Source organism: Deinococcus actinosclerus (assembly GCF_001507665.1).
Classification (GTDB): domain Bacteria; phylum Deinococcota; class Deinococci; order Deinococcales; family Deinococcaceae; genus Deinococcus; species Deinococcus actinosclerus.
Genome location: NZ_CP013910.1, coordinates 2,373,003 through 2,389,351, shown reverse-complemented (window position 1 = coordinate 2,389,351; position 16,349 = coordinate 2,373,003). Strand labels below are relative to the sequence as shown.

At 73.5% G+C, this 16,349-nt stretch carries 18 protein-coding genes; 10 read left to right on the top strand and 8 right to left on the bottom strand.

The window, feature by feature from the left end; genetic code table 11:
- Positions 1 to 63: 63 nt before the first annotated feature.
- The 4 genes from AUC44_RS11585 (at position 64) to AUC44_RS11570 (ending at position 3,621) form a co-directional block, all read left to right on the top strand.
- A complete protein-coding gene (locus AUC44_RS11585; protein ID WP_062158795.1) occupies positions 64 to 660 on the top strand; it encodes a sulfite oxidase-like oxidoreductase in 597 nt (198 codons plus the stop codon).
- Between the two features lie 58 nt (positions 661 to 718).
- Positions 719 to 1,249 (top strand): mismatch-specific DNA-glycosylase, encoded by a 531-nt coding sequence (locus tag AUC44_RS11580; protein ID WP_082689045.1) that lies wholly within the window; start codon positions 719 to 721, stop codon positions 1,247 to 1,249.
- The gene (locus AUC44_RS11575; protein ID WP_062158793.1) at positions 1,246 to 2,004 is read left to right on the top strand and encodes a hypothetical protein; all 759 of its coding nucleotides are present in this window, start codon (positions 1,246 to 1,248) and stop codon (positions 2,002 to 2,004) included. The genes AUC44_RS11580 and AUC44_RS11575 overlap by 4 nt, the downstream gene beginning before the upstream one ends.
- A gap of 192 nt (positions 2,005 to 2,196) precedes the next feature.
- Positions 2,197 to 3,621, top strand: a complete 1,425-nt coding sequence (locus tag AUC44_RS11570; protein ID WP_062158791.1) for an alpha/beta fold hydrolase — start codon at positions 2,197 to 2,199, stop codon at positions 3,619 to 3,621.
- A gap of 12 nt (positions 3,622 to 3,633) precedes the next feature.
- On the opposite strand, the gene AUC44_RS11565 is transcribed toward AUC44_RS11570, so the two are convergent.
- The gene (locus AUC44_RS11565; RefSeq protein WP_062158788.1) at positions 3,634 to 3,942 is read right to left on the bottom strand and encodes a hypothetical protein; all 309 of its coding nucleotides are present in this window, start codon (positions 3,940 to 3,942) and stop codon (positions 3,634 to 3,636) included.
- 147 nt (positions 3,943 to 4,089) lie between these two features.
- Complete coding sequence (locus AUC44_RS11560; RefSeq protein ID WP_335338664.1) at positions 4,090 to 4,938, bottom strand: GNAT family N-acetyltransferase; 849 nt, start codon at positions 4,936 to 4,938, stop codon at positions 4,090 to 4,092.
- 404 nt (positions 4,939 to 5,342) lie between these two features.
- Between AUC44_RS11560 and AUC44_RS11555 the strand changes: the two genes are divergently transcribed.
- Positions 5,343 to 5,924: a DUF4258 domain-containing protein gene (locus AUC44_RS11555; RefSeq protein WP_062159817.1), complete on the top strand. Its 582-nt coding sequence runs from the start codon at positions 5,343 to 5,345 to the stop codon at positions 5,922 to 5,924.
- A gap of 93 nt (positions 5,925 to 6,017) precedes the next feature.
- Here AUC44_RS11555 and coaE read toward each other — a convergent pair whose 3' ends face one another.
- Complete coding sequence (gene coaE, locus AUC44_RS11550) at positions 6,018 to 6,632, bottom strand: dephospho-CoA kinase (RefSeq protein ID WP_062158784.1); 615 nt, start codon at positions 6,630 to 6,632, stop codon at positions 6,018 to 6,020.
- A 224-nt stretch (positions 6,633 to 6,856) separates the two neighbouring features.
- Here coaE and AUC44_RS11545 point away from each other — a divergent pair, with 224 nt between their 5' ends.
- Complete coding sequence (locus AUC44_RS11545) at positions 6,857 to 8,014, top strand: tetratricopeptide repeat protein (RefSeq protein WP_417926347.1); 1,158 nt, start codon at positions 6,857 to 6,859, stop codon at positions 8,012 to 8,014.
- 397 nt (positions 8,015 to 8,411) lie between these two features.
- Entirely contained in the window at positions 8,412 to 8,975 is a 564-nt protein-coding gene (locus tag AUC44_RS11540; RefSeq protein WP_062158780.1) for a CAP domain-containing protein, read from the top strand.
- 171 nt (positions 8,976 to 9,146) lie between these two features.
- On the opposite strand, the gene AUC44_RS11535 is transcribed toward AUC44_RS11540, so the two are convergent.
- The 4 genes from AUC44_RS11535 to AUC44_RS11520 form a co-directional block, all read right to left on the bottom strand.
- Entirely contained in the window at positions 9,147 to 10,853 is a 1,707-nt protein-coding gene (locus AUC44_RS11535; protein WP_062158778.1) for a helix-hairpin-helix domain-containing protein, read from the bottom strand.
- Between the two features lie 139 nt (positions 10,854 to 10,992).
- Entirely contained in the window at positions 10,993 to 11,778 is a 786-nt protein-coding gene (locus tag AUC44_RS11530) for a histidinol-phosphatase (RefSeq protein WP_062158776.1), read from the bottom strand.
- 25 nt (positions 11,779 to 11,803) lie between these two features.
- Positions 11,804 to 12,307, bottom strand: a complete 504-nt coding sequence (locus AUC44_RS11525) for a hypothetical protein (protein ID WP_062158774.1) — start codon at positions 12,305 to 12,307, stop codon at positions 11,804 to 11,806.
- A gap of 106 nt (positions 12,308 to 12,413) precedes the next feature.
- Positions 12,414 to 13,406: an MBL fold metallo-hydrolase gene (locus AUC44_RS11520; RefSeq protein ID WP_062158772.1), complete on the bottom strand. Its 993-nt coding sequence runs from the start codon at positions 13,404 to 13,406 to the stop codon at positions 12,414 to 12,416.
- Between the two features lie 75 nt (positions 13,407 to 13,481).
- On the opposite strand from AUC44_RS11520, the gene AUC44_RS11515 reads away from it, so the two are divergent.
- From AUC44_RS11515 to AUC44_RS16580, 3 genes are read left to right on the top strand one after another with little or no spacing between them, the layout of a single operon-like run.
- Positions 13,482 to 13,835: a VOC family protein gene (locus tag AUC44_RS11515; RefSeq protein ID WP_062158771.1), complete on the top strand. Its 354-nt coding sequence runs from the start codon at positions 13,482 to 13,484 to the stop codon at positions 13,833 to 13,835.
- 14 nt (positions 13,836 to 13,849) lie between these two features.
- On the top strand, positions 13,850 to 14,635 hold the full coding sequence (locus tag AUC44_RS11510) for a hypothetical protein (protein WP_157445332.1): 786 nt from the start codon (positions 13,850 to 13,852) through the stop codon (positions 14,633 to 14,635).
- Entirely contained in the window at positions 14,632 to 15,492 is an 861-nt protein-coding gene (locus AUC44_RS16580; protein ID WP_157445331.1) for a hypothetical protein, read from the top strand. The genes AUC44_RS11510 and AUC44_RS16580 overlap by 4 nt, the downstream gene beginning before the upstream one ends.
- Here the strand turns inward: AUC44_RS16580 and AUC44_RS11505 are convergent.
- Complete coding sequence (locus AUC44_RS11505) at positions 15,392 to 16,288, bottom strand: EamA family transporter (RefSeq protein ID WP_417926373.1); 897 nt, start codon at positions 16,286 to 16,288, stop codon at positions 15,392 to 15,394. The two genes, AUC44_RS16580 and AUC44_RS11505, sit on opposite strands and share 101 nt — an antisense overlap.
- Positions 16,289 to 16,349 lie beyond the last annotated feature (61 nt).

Genomic DNA, 16,349 nt, shown 5'->3' with positions numbered 1-16,349 from the left:
CATGTCGCGCCGGATGGTGTGCCGCGTCCCTGGACCGCGCGCGCCAGGGGTGTTGAATGCGGCATGCTTGGCAAGTTCTTCAAGAAACCCGCCGACGACATGGGCGGCCGCGTCCCCCCGGGGCAGACCCTCACCACGCGCTTCCCGGTGCTGACCTACGGCCCCACCCAGCACTACCGGCCCGAGGACGTGGTCATCCGCATCACGGGCCTCGCCGGGGAACGCACCTTCACCTGGGCGGACCTGATGGCCCTGCCGCAGACCACCCTGACCTACGACATCCACTGCGTCACCCACTGGAGCAAGCTCGACACCACCTGGACCGGCGTGCGCGTCACCGACCTGATGGAGCACATCGGGCTGAAACCCGGCGCGACGCACGTCATGCAGCACTCGGTGGGCGGCTACACCACCAACCTCGCCCTGGAGGACTTCCTGCGGCCCGAGAACCTGCTGGCCCACACCTTCGACGGGCAGCCGCTGGACGCCGAGCACGGCGGGCCGCTGCGGCTGGTCGTGCCGCACCTGTACTTCTGGAAGAGTGCCAAGTGGCTCTCCGGCCTGGAATTCATGAGTGCCGACCAGCCCGGCTTCTGGGAGCGCAACGGGTACCACATGCGCGGCGATCCCTTCGCGGAGGAACGCTACGACGACGACTGACCCGCTAACTGACCAGTCCCCCGGCGCGCCCGACCTGACCGGGAGCGGCGAGTACCTCGTGCCGGACGTCCTGCGGTCCGGGCTGACGCTGGTGCTCGTCGGGACCGCGCCCAGCCGCATCAGCGCCGCCGCCCGCGCGTACTACGCCAACCCCGGCAACCGCTTCTGGCGCACCCTGCACGAGGTCGGCCTGACCCCCAGGCTGCTCTTGCCACAGGAGTACCCGAGCCTGCCCGAGTTCGGCATCGGCCTGACCGACGTCGCCAAGCGGCACAGCGGCGTGGACGCCGCCCTGCCCGGCCACGCCTGGGCACCCGACGAACTGCGCGCCAAACTGCGCGCCCACCGGCCCCGGCTGGTGGCGTTCACCAGCAAGCGCGGGGCGGCCGAGACGCTGGGGCTGCCCACCGGGCGCCTGCCCTACGGCCAGCAGCCGCAGACCCTGGAAGGCTGCGAGCTGTGGGTGCTGCCCAGCACCAGTCCCCTGGGCCAGACGCACTTCCAGCTCGCGCCCTGGCAGGCCCTCGCGGCGCGCGTGCAGGCGCTGCGCGGGAACCCGGACGCTCCGGACGGCGTACCGGCATCATGACCCGCTCCCGCACGATCCTGCGGGGCGGCGTGCGCGCCGCCCGCGACCTCCTCAGCCCCCCCACCTATGGTCCCCTGAACCCCGCCGACCCCTGGCGACTCCAGCCGGGCCGCGACCCACGCGCCGCCCTGGCCCACGGCCGCACCCAGGCCCGCCGCTTCGCCGGGGTGGGCCTGCTGGCCGTGCTGACCCTGACCGCCCTGTCGTTCCTGGGCACGCTGGCCGTCCTGCTGGGCATCGGTGTGGCCTCAGGCAGTGACGTGGCCGGGTGGCTGCTGGGCGCCACGCTCCTCCTGAGCCTGATCGTGATCGGCTGGAGCGTACGCCGCGCCCGCCGCCTCCTGCGCGCCCCCACGCCCGACCCCCTGACCCTGGAGGCCGCCCCCCCGGATGAGCAGGACCTGCTGCGCACCCTGCGCCAGCACGAACGCGCCCTGCCCGCCCCCACCCTGCCGGCCCTCCTGGGCGCCGTGACCGCCACCCGCGACGCGCTGCGCGCCACCGCCCAGGTCTCGACCCTCACCCGCGACGTGTTCGACGCCCGGCAGGCCGCCCGTGAGGACCTGCCTCGCATCCTGGAGACCTACCAGACGGCCGCGCCGCAGGGCCGCGACGACCGCGAGCTGACCCGCCAGCTGAGGCTGATCGAGGAACGCATGGCCCGCATCGCCCGCGAACAGGCCGAGGCGCAGCGCCGCGACCAGCAGGCCGGCACGACTTACCTGCGCGACAAGTACACCCCGCCGCAGGACTAGCCGCGCAGACCGGAGGGGGTGGTCGACGTCCGTTCAGTGGCGCGTCTGGGGACATGCCCCCGCAGCCCGACCCGGTGACGGGCGCCACACCCGCTGGCTGCCGGTCTCTAAAGGACCCCTACAGGAACACCCAAGTCCTGTCAATGCAGGCTGGGACACGCCGCGCCCGCACGCCTGCCACCCTGGGGAGGTATGCGCCGCGCCGCCCGCTCCCTCCTCCTGTTCGGTGCCCTGAGCACCACCGCAGCCACGGCCCAGGACGCCGCCCTGGACGAACTGAACGCCCAGGCCGCCGTCACCCTGAACCTCGTGCCTGCGGCGCGCGTCGTGCGGCCCGGGGCGCCTGCGCCCGGTACGCCCGCTGACCTGAACGCCAGCGTCACCGTCCGCTACGGCCCCTCGAAACCCGCCGCCGTGCTGCTGCTCATGCCCGGCTACCTGGGCGGCGCGGGCAGTTTCGACCGGCTGGCGCGGCAACTCGTGAACCTCGACCCCACCCTGGCGGTGTGGGCCGTGGACCGCCGCTCGAACCTGCTGGAGGACCACACGCCTCTGCTCACGGGTGGGGCCCCGCAGCTGGCGCAGATCGTGCAGCGCGCCCTGCCCACCCGCAGTCCCGCCAGCGTGCCGTTCATGAAGGACTGGGGCCTGGACGTGACCCTGCGCGACTGGCGCGCCGCCGTGCTGGAGGCCCGCACCCTGACCCCGAACGTGTTCATCGGCGGGCACTCCATGGGCGGCACCCTGACCGGTCTGTACGCCACGTACGACTTCAGGGGCGCGCGCGGCGCGCAGGACGTGCGCGGCCTCGTGATGCTCGACGGGCTGCCCGGCCTGATGAGCGGCCAGCCCCTCACCACGGACCAGTACGAGCAGGGCGCCCTGAATCCCCTGGGCCCCCTGCCCGGCCTGAACAGCCTGACCCGCGCGCCGTACGTGGACACCTTCTACTTCGGCCCTGCCCTGGCCGTCCGCGCCGCCGCGCAGGCCCGGCTGGCCGCCCTGCAACCCGACGCTCCCGCCCCGCAGGACGGATTCACGACCTTTCCCGCCACGAACCTCGCCGCGGCCATGACCCGCCTGGACCAGCGCTACGCCCTGCTGCCGTTCCTGGCGATCCGGGCCGGACGCCCCACGAACGCCACTGACGCCCCGTACCTCCTGAACCGCGTGCTGGGCGCCAGGGACACCCGCTGGATCACCGGTGCGGCCGACCCGGCCCGGCCCGTCGGCTGGGGCAGCGACGCCGGGCAGGTCACCGACGCCCGCGACTTCGTGCGCCGTTACCTGACCCCGCAGAGCGACTACGCCGAGTGGTACTTCCCGAACCGCCTGACCCTGGATCTGGCCGCCGCGCGCACCGACACGACCGGCACCCCGTTCGAGAAGACCCTGTCCGTGCGGAGCGCCCGCGACCTGACCCTGCCCATCCTGGGCATCGCGGCCGAGCAGGGCGTCACCACCGAGGCGCAGTTCCGCGTGTACGCGGCGGGCACCCACGCCCCCCTGACCGTGCACACCCTCAAGGGCGCGGCGCACCTGGACGTCACCACGGCCAGCGGTGATCAGGTCGCCCGCTGGATCCTCGACTGGCTGCGCCCCCTGCGCCGCGCGTAAGTCAGCGTCAGGTCACCACGTCTCGTCGTCCAGTTCCTCGCGCTTGCCGTCCCGGCGGGCGCGGCGGCGCTCCTCCTTGCCGCCCTTGCGCTTGGGTTTGGGCGGCAGGGACAGCACGTACAGCCGGTCCGGCTGGCACGGCGCGGGAATCTCGCCCAGCGCATCCACCGGGTCGGCGGTGCGCAGGTTGCCGATCACGTGCGCGTGCCGCTCGCCGCAGTACGGGCAGGCGTCCACCACCCAGAACATCACCCGCGTGCCCGGCATGTCCCGCAGGGTCACGAACGCCGGTTGCGGGGAACGCCGATCCTTCTTCGCCATAGGCGCGCAGCGTACCCCCGCCCCCCGCGCGCATGTGTGGCGCGCGCCCCCATGCCGCAGGGCAGCCCTGGAAGCAGGTGCGGCGTCCCGCGTGCGCCCCTCCCGGCCGGCGGGGCAGGCTGAAAGGGGGGACCTACACGGCCGGACCTACACGTCCTCGTCGCCGTCCCGCATGTACGTCACGATGCTGCGGCAGTGCGTGAAGCCCGCGCGGGCGTACAGGGCGCGGGCGGGCTTCATGTGGTCGTGGGCGCGCACCCGCAGCGTGCGGACTTCCGGGTGGGTGTCGGCCTCGGCGGCGGCCAGGGCCAGCAGCTTCAGGCCGTAGCCCTGCCCGCGCTCGGCGGGGTGCACGGCCAGATAGGTCACGTCGGCGCGCGCGTCCTCCGGGCAGAATTCCAGTTCGGCGAACCCCACCGGCCGGTCCCCGCGCAGCAGCGCCACCAGCCGCACGTCGTCCCGCGCGAAGTGCCCGTCGAACTGCTCGGGCGTCCAGGTCAGGCGGCCCGCCCAGGCGTCCTCACTGGACTTGAACAGCTCACGGTAGGCCGCGATGGGCAGCTTCCGGGCGATGCGGTGCCCGGCGGGCGCGCAGGCCTGCGGGGTCAGGTGCGAGAGCGGCGCGCTGTAGAAGTCCGTGGTGTGCATCGGCGCGAAGCCCGCGGCCTCCAGCGCCGCGCGCACCGGCACGTTGTCCTGCGCCGAGAACGCGTAGACCGGCAGGCCGTCGGTGTGGGCCAGTGCCCGGCCCAGCAGCGCCTGCACATGCCCGCCGTCACTGACCGGCCCCTCCAGGACCAGGCCGTCCCGGAAGGGTGACAGCGCGCAGTACGCCAGGACGCCCTCCTCATCCACGTCCACCAGGCAGAGGTTGTCCTCGCATTCGGTCTGCAACTCGCGCGGGTCGCGGGCGTCGGGGGAGAAGACCTCGCGTTCGGGGGCGTCGTCCATCCAGGTGAGCAGGGCGAGCACGTCGGGGACATCGGTGGCCAGCATGGGTCGGATCATGAGGTGACCTCCAGGCGCAAATGACCAGGTGCACAGGGAAACGTGGCGTCAGCGCGAACGGCCGGTGGATGCTGACCCCCAGCCTAGAGACGCCCGGGCACGCGCGTCTGTTCCGCCGCTCACCCTGCCCCGCACCGGGCCCATGCTATGCTGCGCGCATGCCCTGAACAGGGTACGCCGCCTGCCTCCCCACAGACACGAAGCCGTGTTTGAGGGGCCTTTTCTTTTTGAAAGGGGCGGCCACGCAGCGCCGCCAGCAGACCCGGAAGAACCGGAGGTGCACCGCCGTGACGAAACAGTCCAGCAAATCGGCTTCTGGGCCCCCGCCCCGCCGCGCCCGCCCGAACACCGACGCCCCAGGCCGCCCCGCCGACCCGTCGCACGCCACCACGCTGGCCGCCAGCGCCGACCTGCTTGCCCTGCGTGCCCAGCTGTCCCGCGCCGAGAAGGCCGCCCGGCGCGCGCCGCCCCCCACGCCCGCCCGCCCCGCCCGGGTACAGGCGCCGCTGAAACCACAGCGGCAGGCCGAACTCAGCGGGGTCAGCACCGACGACTTCAGCCTCGCGCAGGCGCACGCCCGGCTGCGCGACGCCGTGTACGACGGTCGCTACCACCTGTGCCCGCACGCCATCGGCCACGCCCGCGCCGAGGGGTTCCTCGAGCACGACGTGCTGAACGTCCTGCTGACCGGCCGCGTGCGTGCCGTGTACACCGAGGAGCGCCGCTGGCTGGTCTGCGGGTACTTCGAGGCCTGCGGCGTGGCGCTGCCGCTGCACGTCGTGGCGCAGCCGCAACGCGACGGGCACGTGGACATCGTCACGGCGTTCGTGCCCAAGCACCCCCACCACATCATCAGCCGCGCCCGGCTGGCCGTCATGCTCCGCTACGACGACGAGCAGGTCCGTGCCCGCACCGCCCCCGCCGGCAACCGCGTCGGGCACCGGGGCAAGGGCCGCTGGAAGAAGAGCGCCTGACCGGCCGGGCACAGGCGTGGGGGCCGTAGACCGCCGGGACCGCGGCCCCCATGCTCCTTGACCGGTCGCGCCGGGCCGCCCCCTGGGGCCCGGTCACTGTGCAGGCGGCGGCCCACCGATGCCCAGGCGCTTCAGGGCGCGGTCCAGCTGCGCCTCCAGGTGCCCCAGGTCACCGTCGTTCTCCAGCACGGCCGTCGCCCGCGCCCGCTTCTGCGCCGCCGGCCACTGCCGGGCGTCCCGGGCGCGGATCTCGGCCTCGCTCAGGCCGCTGCGCGCCTGCACCCGCGCGACACGCAGCGGCAGCGGGGCGTCCACCACGATCACCCCGTCCATCTGGGCCGCCAGACCCCCCTCGAACAGCAGCGGGACGTCCTGGACCACCACCTGCGCGCCGCCGGCCGCTGCCTGCGCCTCCAGGGCCGCCATGCGGGCGCGCACGCGCGGGTGCGTGATCGCGTTCAGGTCCGCCAGCGCCGCCGCGTCCCCGAAGACCTGCGCGGCCAGCGCGGCGCGGTCGAGGCTCCCGCCGCGCACCACGCCGGGAAACCGGGCCTCCAGCCGGGCCAGCACCTCCGCTTCCTGCGTGACCAGCCGCGCCTGCTCGTCGGCGTCGAGGACGGTCAGGCCCCGGGCGCGCAGCAGGGCCGCGACGGTACTCTTGCCCGCCCCGATAGAACCGGTCAGTCCAATCCGCCTGGGCACGCTCATGGGCGGCACTGTAGCAGCCGCTGCCTTGGGCTGGATCAGACGCCGGTCAAGTCGCGCGGCAAGACTGCCGTCATGTGCCGCCTCGCCGGTCATTTTCGCGCCTCTCACGGGCACTTCACCCCGCCTGAAGCCGTTCTCACGTATCATGCGCCCATGCCCACCCCTGGCAGTGCGAGGTCAGACCTGTGCCCACCGGCCGGCCTGACCCCCACGGAGGTTTCCGAGTGAATCGACGCAACATGACCGGCGGACTGCTGGGCCTCATGCTGATGCTGGCCCCGGCCAGCGCCCAGACCGCGCCCGCCACCCCCGCCACCCCCAGCGCCGCTCCGGCGGCCGCCCGCCCCATTCCGGCCGCGAACTACGTCGCCGTGGGTGGCTACTACTACGAACAGGGTCAGTTCGACCAGGCCTACGTCGCCTACCGCGCCGCCGCGGAACTCGAACCGAACAGCCCCGCCGCGCTGCTGGGCCTGGGCCGCTCACAGGTCAAACTGCGCCTGTACAGCGCCGGCATCACCACGCTGAAAAAGCTCGTGACCCTCGACAGCCGCAACTTCGACGCGTACATCTCGCTGTCACAGGCGTACGTGCAGCAGTTCATCGGTGCCGGTGACCGCACGGTCGTCAGCAGCAACCTCGGCGAGGCGCTGCGGACCCTGCAGGACGCCGAGGCGCTGGCGCAGGGCGCCACGCAGAACCGCGACCTGCTGCTCAGCCGCGTGTGGAACGAGCGCGGCTACGTGTACAAACTCCAGGGCGACGCCCCCAAGGCCATCACGGCCTTCAAGCAGGCCATCGCCCTGAACGGCGACAACGCCATCCTGCTGTACAACCTGGGCGACATGTACTACGCCACCGGCAACATTCCCCTGGCGCTCGACAACCTGCAGCAGGCCGTGATCCTCGACCCGCGCGACCCCTTCAACCGCGCCTACTACGCCAAGCTGCTCGCCCTGAGCGGCAACGTCACCGCCGCCAAGCCCGAGGCGGCCCAGGCCGCGCGGCTCGCCCCGAAGAACGCCTACGCAGTCGGGCAGTACGGCGTGGTCAGCTACCTGGCGCGCGACGCCGTCACCGCCCGCGCGCAGCTGAACCAGGCCGTGGCCCTCGATCCCCTGCGTTACCCGGAGTTCTACTTCTACCTGGGCCGCCTGTCGCTGGACGCCGGTGACCTGAAGGCCGCCCGCGAGCAGTTCACCCGGGCCGCCGCGCTCGGCAGCCAGAACGCCGAGTACGCCTACTACCTGGGCCTGAGCTACGAGCGGGGCGCCGGGGCCGTCGCGCCGGACCGCCTGAAAGCCCGCGAGAACTACGAGCGGGCCCTCAAGCTCACCCCGGGCTACAAGGACGCGCAGGACGCCCTGAACCGCGTCCGCTGACCTGACCTCCACCCCCCTTGGCCCCCCAGGAACAGCCTGGGGGGCTTGTTTCGGTCTGTGGCGCGTGCGCCAGCCGCGGGCCCTGCTGGCTGCCGGGGCGGCCGCCTTCACGCCAGGCGGGCCTGCGCTGTCACAGGTTCATGACAACCGGACAGGCATGCCCCGCCAGTCCGCCGCGACCCGGGCCCCGTGCCCCACCCGCCGCGCCGCTCAGGGAAAAAATGCGGTCTGGAGCGGGCTGGCGGTCCCCTGGCCCGCCCGCAGGATCCCCCGGCGCCGGCGAGCGGGCACTGGCGTCTTCATCTCTGTGGCCGTGAGGGAGCCGAGAGAGCCGGCTGACTACCTTGAGGACACTTCCGACCGGTCCCCACAGTTCCACCGGTCAAAGGATCCTCCCATGCAGAAGTTCATCCTGGCCACCCTCCTTCCCCTGACCGCCCTGCTCGCCTCCTGCGGCGGCGCCGGCACGCCCAGCGCCGTCGGCAGCACCACCAGTACCGGCGGGCCCAGCGGCGGCCAGCAGGACGCCGGGCCGCAGACCATGAGCAGTGAGGAAGCGCAGATCCTCAGGGCCCTGAACGAGGCCCGCGCCACCCCCCGTACCTGCGGGGACCAGCGCTTCGCGGCCGCTCCGCCCGTCACCTGGAACGGCTACCTTGCCGGCGCCGCCCGCGCCCACGCGGCGGACATGGCCCAGCGCCGCTACTTCGACCACGTGACCCCCGACGGCACCACCCCCGCCCAGCGGGTCGAGCGGGCCGGGTACAGCGGCTGGACGGAAGTGGCCGAGAACATCGCCGCCGGGTACACCGTCGCGAACGTCATGCAGGGCTGGATCGACAGCCCCAGCCACTGCAAGACCCTGATGGACGCCACGCTGAAAGAGGTGGGTATCGGCTACACCTACCAGCCCGGCACCCCCTACGGCACGTACTGGGTGCAGGACTTCGGCACGCGCTGAAGTTCCCCCCACCCCGGGGCGACGGCCGTCTAGGCGCCCGCCCCCACCGCGAAGACACCTGGGCGGGACGACTCTGTGAGGGGAGTCGTCCCGCCCACGACGTGTGACCGGGCTCGCCCGCCGCAGGTCCACCCAGGGGTGACCCGTCGGCCTGGCTTCACCCCCCTGTCCTCAGGTCCGGGCGGCCCGCTGCGCCTGCACGAACGCCAGGAACGCCTCGCGGTCCAGGGTGTTCACGACGTGCGCGGGCGTCAGGCCGGCCTTGCGGGCTGCCAGCACGCCGTAGCGGGCGTCGGCGAGTCCGGCCGGGACGTGGGCGTCGGTGTTGACGGCGAAGCGCACGCGGTCGCGCCACGCGAGCGCCACGCGCCAGTCGAGATCCAGGCGGTACGCGTTCGCGTTGATCTCCACGACGGTACCCCGCTCGGCGCAGGCGGCCATCACGGCGTCCAGGTCCAGCGCGTAGCCGGGGCGGCGCAGCAGCAGGCGGCCCGTGGGGTGCCCCAGGATGGTCACGAGGGGGTGTCGCGCGGCCTGCACGAGCCGCTTGGTCTGCCGCTCGGCAGGCAGCGTGAAGAGACTGTGGACACTGGCGACCACGTAATCCAGTTCCGCCAGGATGTCGTCCGGGTAGTCCAGCGAGCCGTCCTCCAGGATGTCCACCTCGGCGCCCGCCACGAGGGGCACGCCCGCTGATTGCAACTCGCGGATCTCCTTCAGCTGCGCCTGGAGGCGTTCGATGCTCAGGCCGTTCGCGTAGTGCGCGGCGCGCGAGTGATCCCCGGTCCCCAGGAATTCGTGCCCCAGCCGCACCGCCGCGGCCGCCATGTCCGCGATGCTCGCCGCGCCGTCCGACCAGGTCGAGTGCGTGTGCAGCATCCCGCGCAGGTCCGAGACCGTCACCAGTTCATCCGGGTGGGGGAGGGCCTCCCACACGCCGTCATGCTCGGGTTCGCGGTACTCGGCGGGCCGGAGCGGCAGGTCCAGCGCCGTCATCACGTCCGCCTCGCTGGGCGTGTCCAGTACCTCGCCCGCCCGGATCAGGCCGTGCCCGCTCAGGTCGAAGCCCCGCGCCGACGCCTCGGCGCGCAGCGCCTCGCGGTACGCCGCGGGGCCGCCCATCATCAGGTCCAGCGCGCCCCGCACGCCCCCACGCGGCGCGAACGCCACCTCGACCGGCACGCCATCCACCCGCCCCGCGAACAGCGGCTTCTGCCCGACGCGCTCCAGGCCCTCCACCACGCCCGCCAGCCGCGCTGCCACCACGTCCGGGTCGGCGGTGACGGTCACGCGCGCCACCCGCACCGTGTCCAGTCCCCGGCGCACATCCCCCGCCAGCCGCGCCTCCAGACCATCCAGCACGCGGCACAGGCCCTCCGCGACCTCGGTCGCCGTGCTCAGGTGCTGCCGCTCCTGCGCGCTCAGGGCGAACTCCACCGCCGCCAGGAACGACGCCGCACTCTTCGCCCCGAAGCCCTTCAGCGCCGCCACCCGCCCGTCCCGGCAGGCCTCCCGCAGCCCCTCCAGCGAATCGATCCCGGCGTCCCACAGCGCGCGGATCTTCTTGGGCCCCAGCCCCCGTACCCGGAACAGGCTCAGCACACCCGCCGGAATCAGACTCGCGGCGTCCTCCAGCGGCCCGAACACGCCAGTCTCCACGAACTCCATCAGGTCCAGCGCGATCGCCTTGCCCACCTTCGGCACGCCCGCAAAACTACGCGCCACCAGCGCCTCGGCCTCGTCCGCCGACGCCTCCAGGCTGCGCGCCGCACTCCGGAACGCCTGCGCCCGGAACGGATCGTCGCCCACGCCCAGCAGATCGAGCAGATCCGCCGTCGTCTTCAGCACCCCCGCCAGGGACTTCTTCGTGACTTCCATACCCCCAGGGTAAGGGAGGGGCATGGGGAGAGAGGAGGGGCGATGGCCGATCCGCAGGCAAGGATCAGCCGGGCCGGTCGATGATCCCTCAGTCCGCTGCGCGGCCACCTTCCCCCAGGGGGAGCCAGGAGTCCACGTGTTATCCGTGCCGGACGCGGCCCTGGTATGTCACGATCCGCCCACCGACGTCGTGAATCTGCTTGATGGCCTCGGTGAAGCGGTGACCGACCTCCTGGGGGGTGTGGGCATCGCTGCCGAGCACGAAGGGAATGCCGCGTTCGGCGGCGGCGCGGGTCAGGTCCGGGGCGGGGTACGCCTCGGCGACGGGCTTGCGCCACCCGGCGGTGTTGAAATCCAGCGCGAGGCCGCGCTCGGCAATGACGTCCAGCGCGTGCAGCGCGGCGTACCCGTCCGGGTCGCGGTGCCCGAACTTCTTGGGCAGGTCCAGGTGCCCAATACTGTCGAACAGCCCTGATTTCGCCGCGCCCTCGGCCAGCGCGTAGTAGTCCCGGTACAGGCCGCCCAGGTCGCGGCTGTCGTATTCCGCTATGAATTCCGGGTTGTCGAAGCCCCACGCGCCGATGTAGTGGACGCTGCCGATCACGTAATCCCACGGGTGCGCGCCCAGCACCTCCTCCACGTACCGTTCCGTGCCGGGGTGGAAGTCGGCCTCCAGCCCCAGCCGGACCTCCAGTCGCCCCGCGAACTCCGCCTGGGCGTCCTGCACGTCCGCCACGTACTGCGCGAGCTGGTCGCGGCGCATCCGCCACGGCGCGTCGTACCACGCGGGCATCGGCATGTGATCCGTGAAGCAGATGCCCGCCAGTCCGGCGTCCAGCGCCGCCTGCGCGTACTCGCGCGGCGCCCCCGTGGCGTGCCCGCACAGGGGCGTGTGCATGTGCGAATCGAACAGCGGAGCAGTCATGCCCCACAGGGTACGGCAGCCGGAGTCAGCGGGCGCGGCCCTGCACGGAACGGTGCAGGAGTTCCGCCGCAAGAATCAGCGCGAGCGGCTGAAGCATCTGTGGGTTCAGCGGAAACCGCAGTGCAGTCCAGATCAGATTCATGAGCAGGGCCACCTGCCAGCCCCTCAGCGACCAGCTCCAGCGGGTCAGCGTCGCGTCCGTGGGCGGGCCGGCTGGCCGGCGAATCACGGAACGGAAGGCCCAGGACGTCCACGCCAGCGCGGCGCCCGTCAGCACCTGAACGGCACCGTCCGGCATCCACCCGGCCCGCTGTCGCCACAGCCCCACCCCCACCCAGATGAGGCCCAGCGCCACGCCGTGCAGCGCCCAGACGTTCAGTGCCCGGGCGTGCGGCGTCGCCTCTTGCCCCGAGTGCCCTGCCGTCATCCAGCGGGTCAGACGGAGCGTGAAGGGCAGCAGGGCGGCCAGCAGGACTGGGGTCAGCGGGCGGTCCGGTGTGAACAGGGGCAGCAGGCAGAAAGCGGTCACTGAGCCCCACAGCGCCGTGACGTGTGGGTGACGTGGCGCAGCGAGAGAGGAGGTCACCCGGGCAGGATAGGGGAAGGGGGACGGTCTGGCACACGAACCGGCCGTCTCAGGCGTCCAGCCAGCCGTTCGGGAAGCGCGTGGCGGGGTGGATGGCCTGCGCGGCGCTCAGCAGGGCGGGCCACTGTTCGGGCCGGTAGCGGCGGCTCAGGTGCAGCAGCGTCAGCGCGGGCACGTCCGCCGCGTGGGCGAGGGCAGCGACCTGTGTGACGGTGGTGTGCTCGTGCCGCGCGGCGAGGGCGTGGTCTTCGGGGGCGTACTGCGCCTCGGCGTACAGCGTCTGCACGCCGCGCAGCAGCGGGGCGAGGCGTGCCTGCTGCGCGGCGTCCAGCAGGAAGTCCGTGAGGTACGCGAGGCTTTCCCCGGTCTCGCGTTCCAGCAGCGCGGCGCGGAGGCCGGCGGCGTCGTGCGGCTGACCGTTCACGTCCAGTTCGCCGGTCGCGCCGCCTTTCAGCTCGGCCAGCCACGGGCCGGGGCGCAGACCCAGCCCCGTCAGGGCGCCCGTGTTCACGCGTTCCCGGTCGGGTTCCCGCAGGATGAAACCCAGGCTGCGCCCGTGGTGTTCCAGCGGGACGGCCTGCACGGTCACTTCCGGGGTGGTCAGGATAGGGCCGTCGTGCGGGCGAGTACCTGCCTCGTGGGGGACGGCGAAGGCCTCGCGCGCCTCGAAGCGGAAGGACCGCACGTGCGTGTCGTGCACGTCGTGCACCACCCACTGCCCGCGCAGCTCGGGCGCGTGGTTCCACCAGAACCCCTGGAAGCGGTGCCCGAGGATGCGGGCGGTACCGGGCGGCCCCCAGGCGTGCGTGGGCGCCGCGCGGTCGAAGGTGGCCCGGAAGAAGTCGTCGAAGCCGCCCACGTGATCCATGTGCAGGTGTGACAGCAGCAGGTGATCGGTGGCCTGCACCTCCGCGAAGGGCAGCGTGTCCAGCACGCGCGCGCCGCAGTCCAGCAGCAGCCGCGTGCGGCCCTGCCCGCTGTCCGCCGTGACCCACAGCGCGTTGTCTTCCGCTGGTCGGCCCAGCACCCGTGCCCTCAACATGCGGGGCAGTCTAGCCGCGCCGGGTACGGGCGGGCCACGGCGCTTCGGCGGAGCCCGGGCCCGGTACGATGGCGTATGCCGCCTGCCTCCCTGCGGAACGTGACCCTGGTCGTGCGGGACCCGCATGCGTCCCGCGCGTTCTACCGGTCGGTGCTCGACCTGCCGGACGCGCCCGACGCCGGGCCGACCTTCGTGATGCTCCAGGCGGGACCCGTGACCGTGATCCTGCAGCCGGCGGCGGCCAGCAGCGCCGCGCCGCAGCCGGGCGGGGTGGAGCTGGGTTTCGAGGTGCCGGACGTGGACGCCGCGCGCGAGGCGCTGCTCGCGGCGGGCGGCACGGCAGGCGACGTGCAGCGCATGGGCTGGGGCGAGGCGCTCGACGCCCGCGACCCCGACGGGCACGCGCTGACCCTCTACCGCCGCCGCTGACCATGCTGGCCCGGGTGGCGCTCCTGGTGGTCGCTCACGCGGCCCTGTGGCTGGGCCTGAACCGCTCGCTGCCCTGGCCGGAGCGGCTCGCGGCGTACGGCGCCGCCCTGCGCGGCGCGCTGGATCCCGGCGTGTGGGCGGGGGTGGGGTCCGCCGCGCTGCTGAGCAGCACGTACCTGCTGCTCGGCCTCGGGGTGGCGTGGGCGCTGGTGGGCGCGCTGCGGCGGGTTCCGCTGCCCACGCTGTGGGTGCTGGAATCCGTCCCGCCGTTCGGGCTGCTCCTCGCGGCGCTGGCGCTGGGGCTGACGGTCACGACCGCGCGCGGCTGGGCGTTCCCGCTGACGCCCTGGGCCCCGCTGATGCTCACGCTGTTCACGCTGGCCCTGGCACTCCCGGCCGCCGCCCGCGCCGCCACGCAGGGGCGCGGCGCGTTCCGGGACGCCTGGGCCGCCCCGCACACCCGCGCGGCCCGCGCCATGGGCCTGCCGGAAGCGCGGCTGGCGGGACGGGCCTGGGCGGTCGCGCGGCCCGTCGCGGCCCGCAGCCTGACCGGCGACACCCTGAACGTCACGCTGTCGCTGACCGTCCTGGAGGGACTGCTTCAGTTTCCCGGCGTGGGCAATACCGTGTACGCCGCCGCGCAGGCGGCGCTGAGCGGCGCGCCCGCCACGGGCTCGGTGGACGGCGCGGCCCTGAGCGCAGCGCTGGCGGTCCTGCTGGGGCTGGGCAGCGTGGCTGGGGGCGCGCAGCAGGCCGTGGCGTCCCGCCTCGATCCGCGCCCCGCGCCGGAGCCCACGTGAGGTGGCGCTGGCTGCTGGGGCCGCTGCTGGGGCTGGCGCTCCTGGCCCCGCGCGCCGAGTGCCCGGTGCGGCCCCTGATCGCCCCGCCGGGCGTGACGGACGCCGCCGCGCTGCGGGTGCCGCCGCTGCGGCCCGGTGATCGGCTGGCTCCCCTGGGCACCGACCGTTTCGGGCGGGACGCGGCGTGCGTGCTGCCGCGCGCGCTGCGGCGGTCGCTGGGGCTGGCGCTGTGGGCGCTGGCGTGGGGGGCGCTGCCGGGCGTGCTGCTGGGCCTGTGGCGCGGCTGGCGCGGCGCGCTCAGCTGGCCCCCGGAACTCCCGGCGCTGCTGCTCGCGGCGCTGCTGCTGGGGCGCGGGTCGTTCCGGCTGGTGCTGGCGGGCGGCGCGGCGCTCCTCACGGCGCGGCTGGTGGCGGCGCAGGTGGCCGCCGTGCGCCAGGAGGCGTTCGTGGAGGGCGCGGCGGCGCTGGGCGGCGGCGCCGCGCACGTCCTGCGCGCGCACGTGTGGCCGCACCTGCGCCCACGCCTGGGCGCCGTGCTGGGCACCGTCCTGAGCGGCGTGTTCCTGTGGCTGATGGAACTGGGCGTGCTGGGCTTCCACGATCAGCCGACGCTGACCGTGGCGTTCACGGACAGCCTGGACGCCGTGCCGGACGTGACGGCGGTCCCGCTGAAGGCCGACCTGGGTCAGCTCATCAGTTTCGCGCGCTGGACGTGGCTGGACACGCCCGAGGGGCTGGCGTGGCCCGCGCTGCTGCTCACGCTTCTGGTGCTGGCCCTGAAGGACGCGGCGCGCGCTGCCAGCGGCCCCCGAACACGTGTAGGGTCAGGCCCGCGAACACCAGCAGCGCGCCGATAGCCTTGCCGGGCGGGAACGCCTCGTGGAAGGCCAGGGCGCTGGCGATCAGGCCGAACACCGGGACCAGCAGCGACAGGGGGGCCACCCGCGCCGCGCCGTGCCGCTGGATCAGCAGCGACCACAGCCCGAAGCCCAGCACGGTGTTGCCCAGCCCCATGAACACGATGGCGGCCCAGAAGCCCCACCCGCTGTGCGTGAGGGTGTGCCCCACGGCGGCCCATCCGCCGGTCAGGCCGGCCAGCAGCGTCAGGGGGATGGGGGGGATCAGGGCGCTCCAGACGACCAGGGAGAGCATGTTCGCGCCGCCCGAGGCCCGCACCACGAGGTTGCTGCCCGCCCAGCCCAGCGCGGCCAGCAGCGTGAGCCCCAGGCTGATGAGGGGCAGGTCGCCGCCGGACAGCGCGCCGATCAGGGCCATGCCGCTGAAGGCGGCCGTCATCCCGGCGGCCTGCCACGGCTGGATGCGCTCGCCGAGCAGCCGCGCGGCGAGCAGCGCCGTGAAGAACGCCTGCATCTGCATGAGCAGCGAGCCCAGGCCGGCGCTCATGCCCAGCTGGATGGCGAGGTACAGCAGCCCGAACTGCACGACGCCCACGAGCAGCCCGTAGCTCCACAGCAGCCGCGCGGGCAGCTGCGGGCGCGGCACGAGGAACACGGCGGGAAGGGCAGCCACCGCGAAGCGCAGCGCGGCCACCAGCAGCGGCGGCGCGCCCGCCACGCTCCACTTGATCACGATGAAATTGACGCCCCAGATGCCCGTGATGAGCAGCGCCAGCAGCAGCGCGCGGGTGTTCAGGGGCGACAGGGACGCGGGGGCGCTCATTGCGCGGGAGTGTACGCCCGGCCCCCTCGGGCAC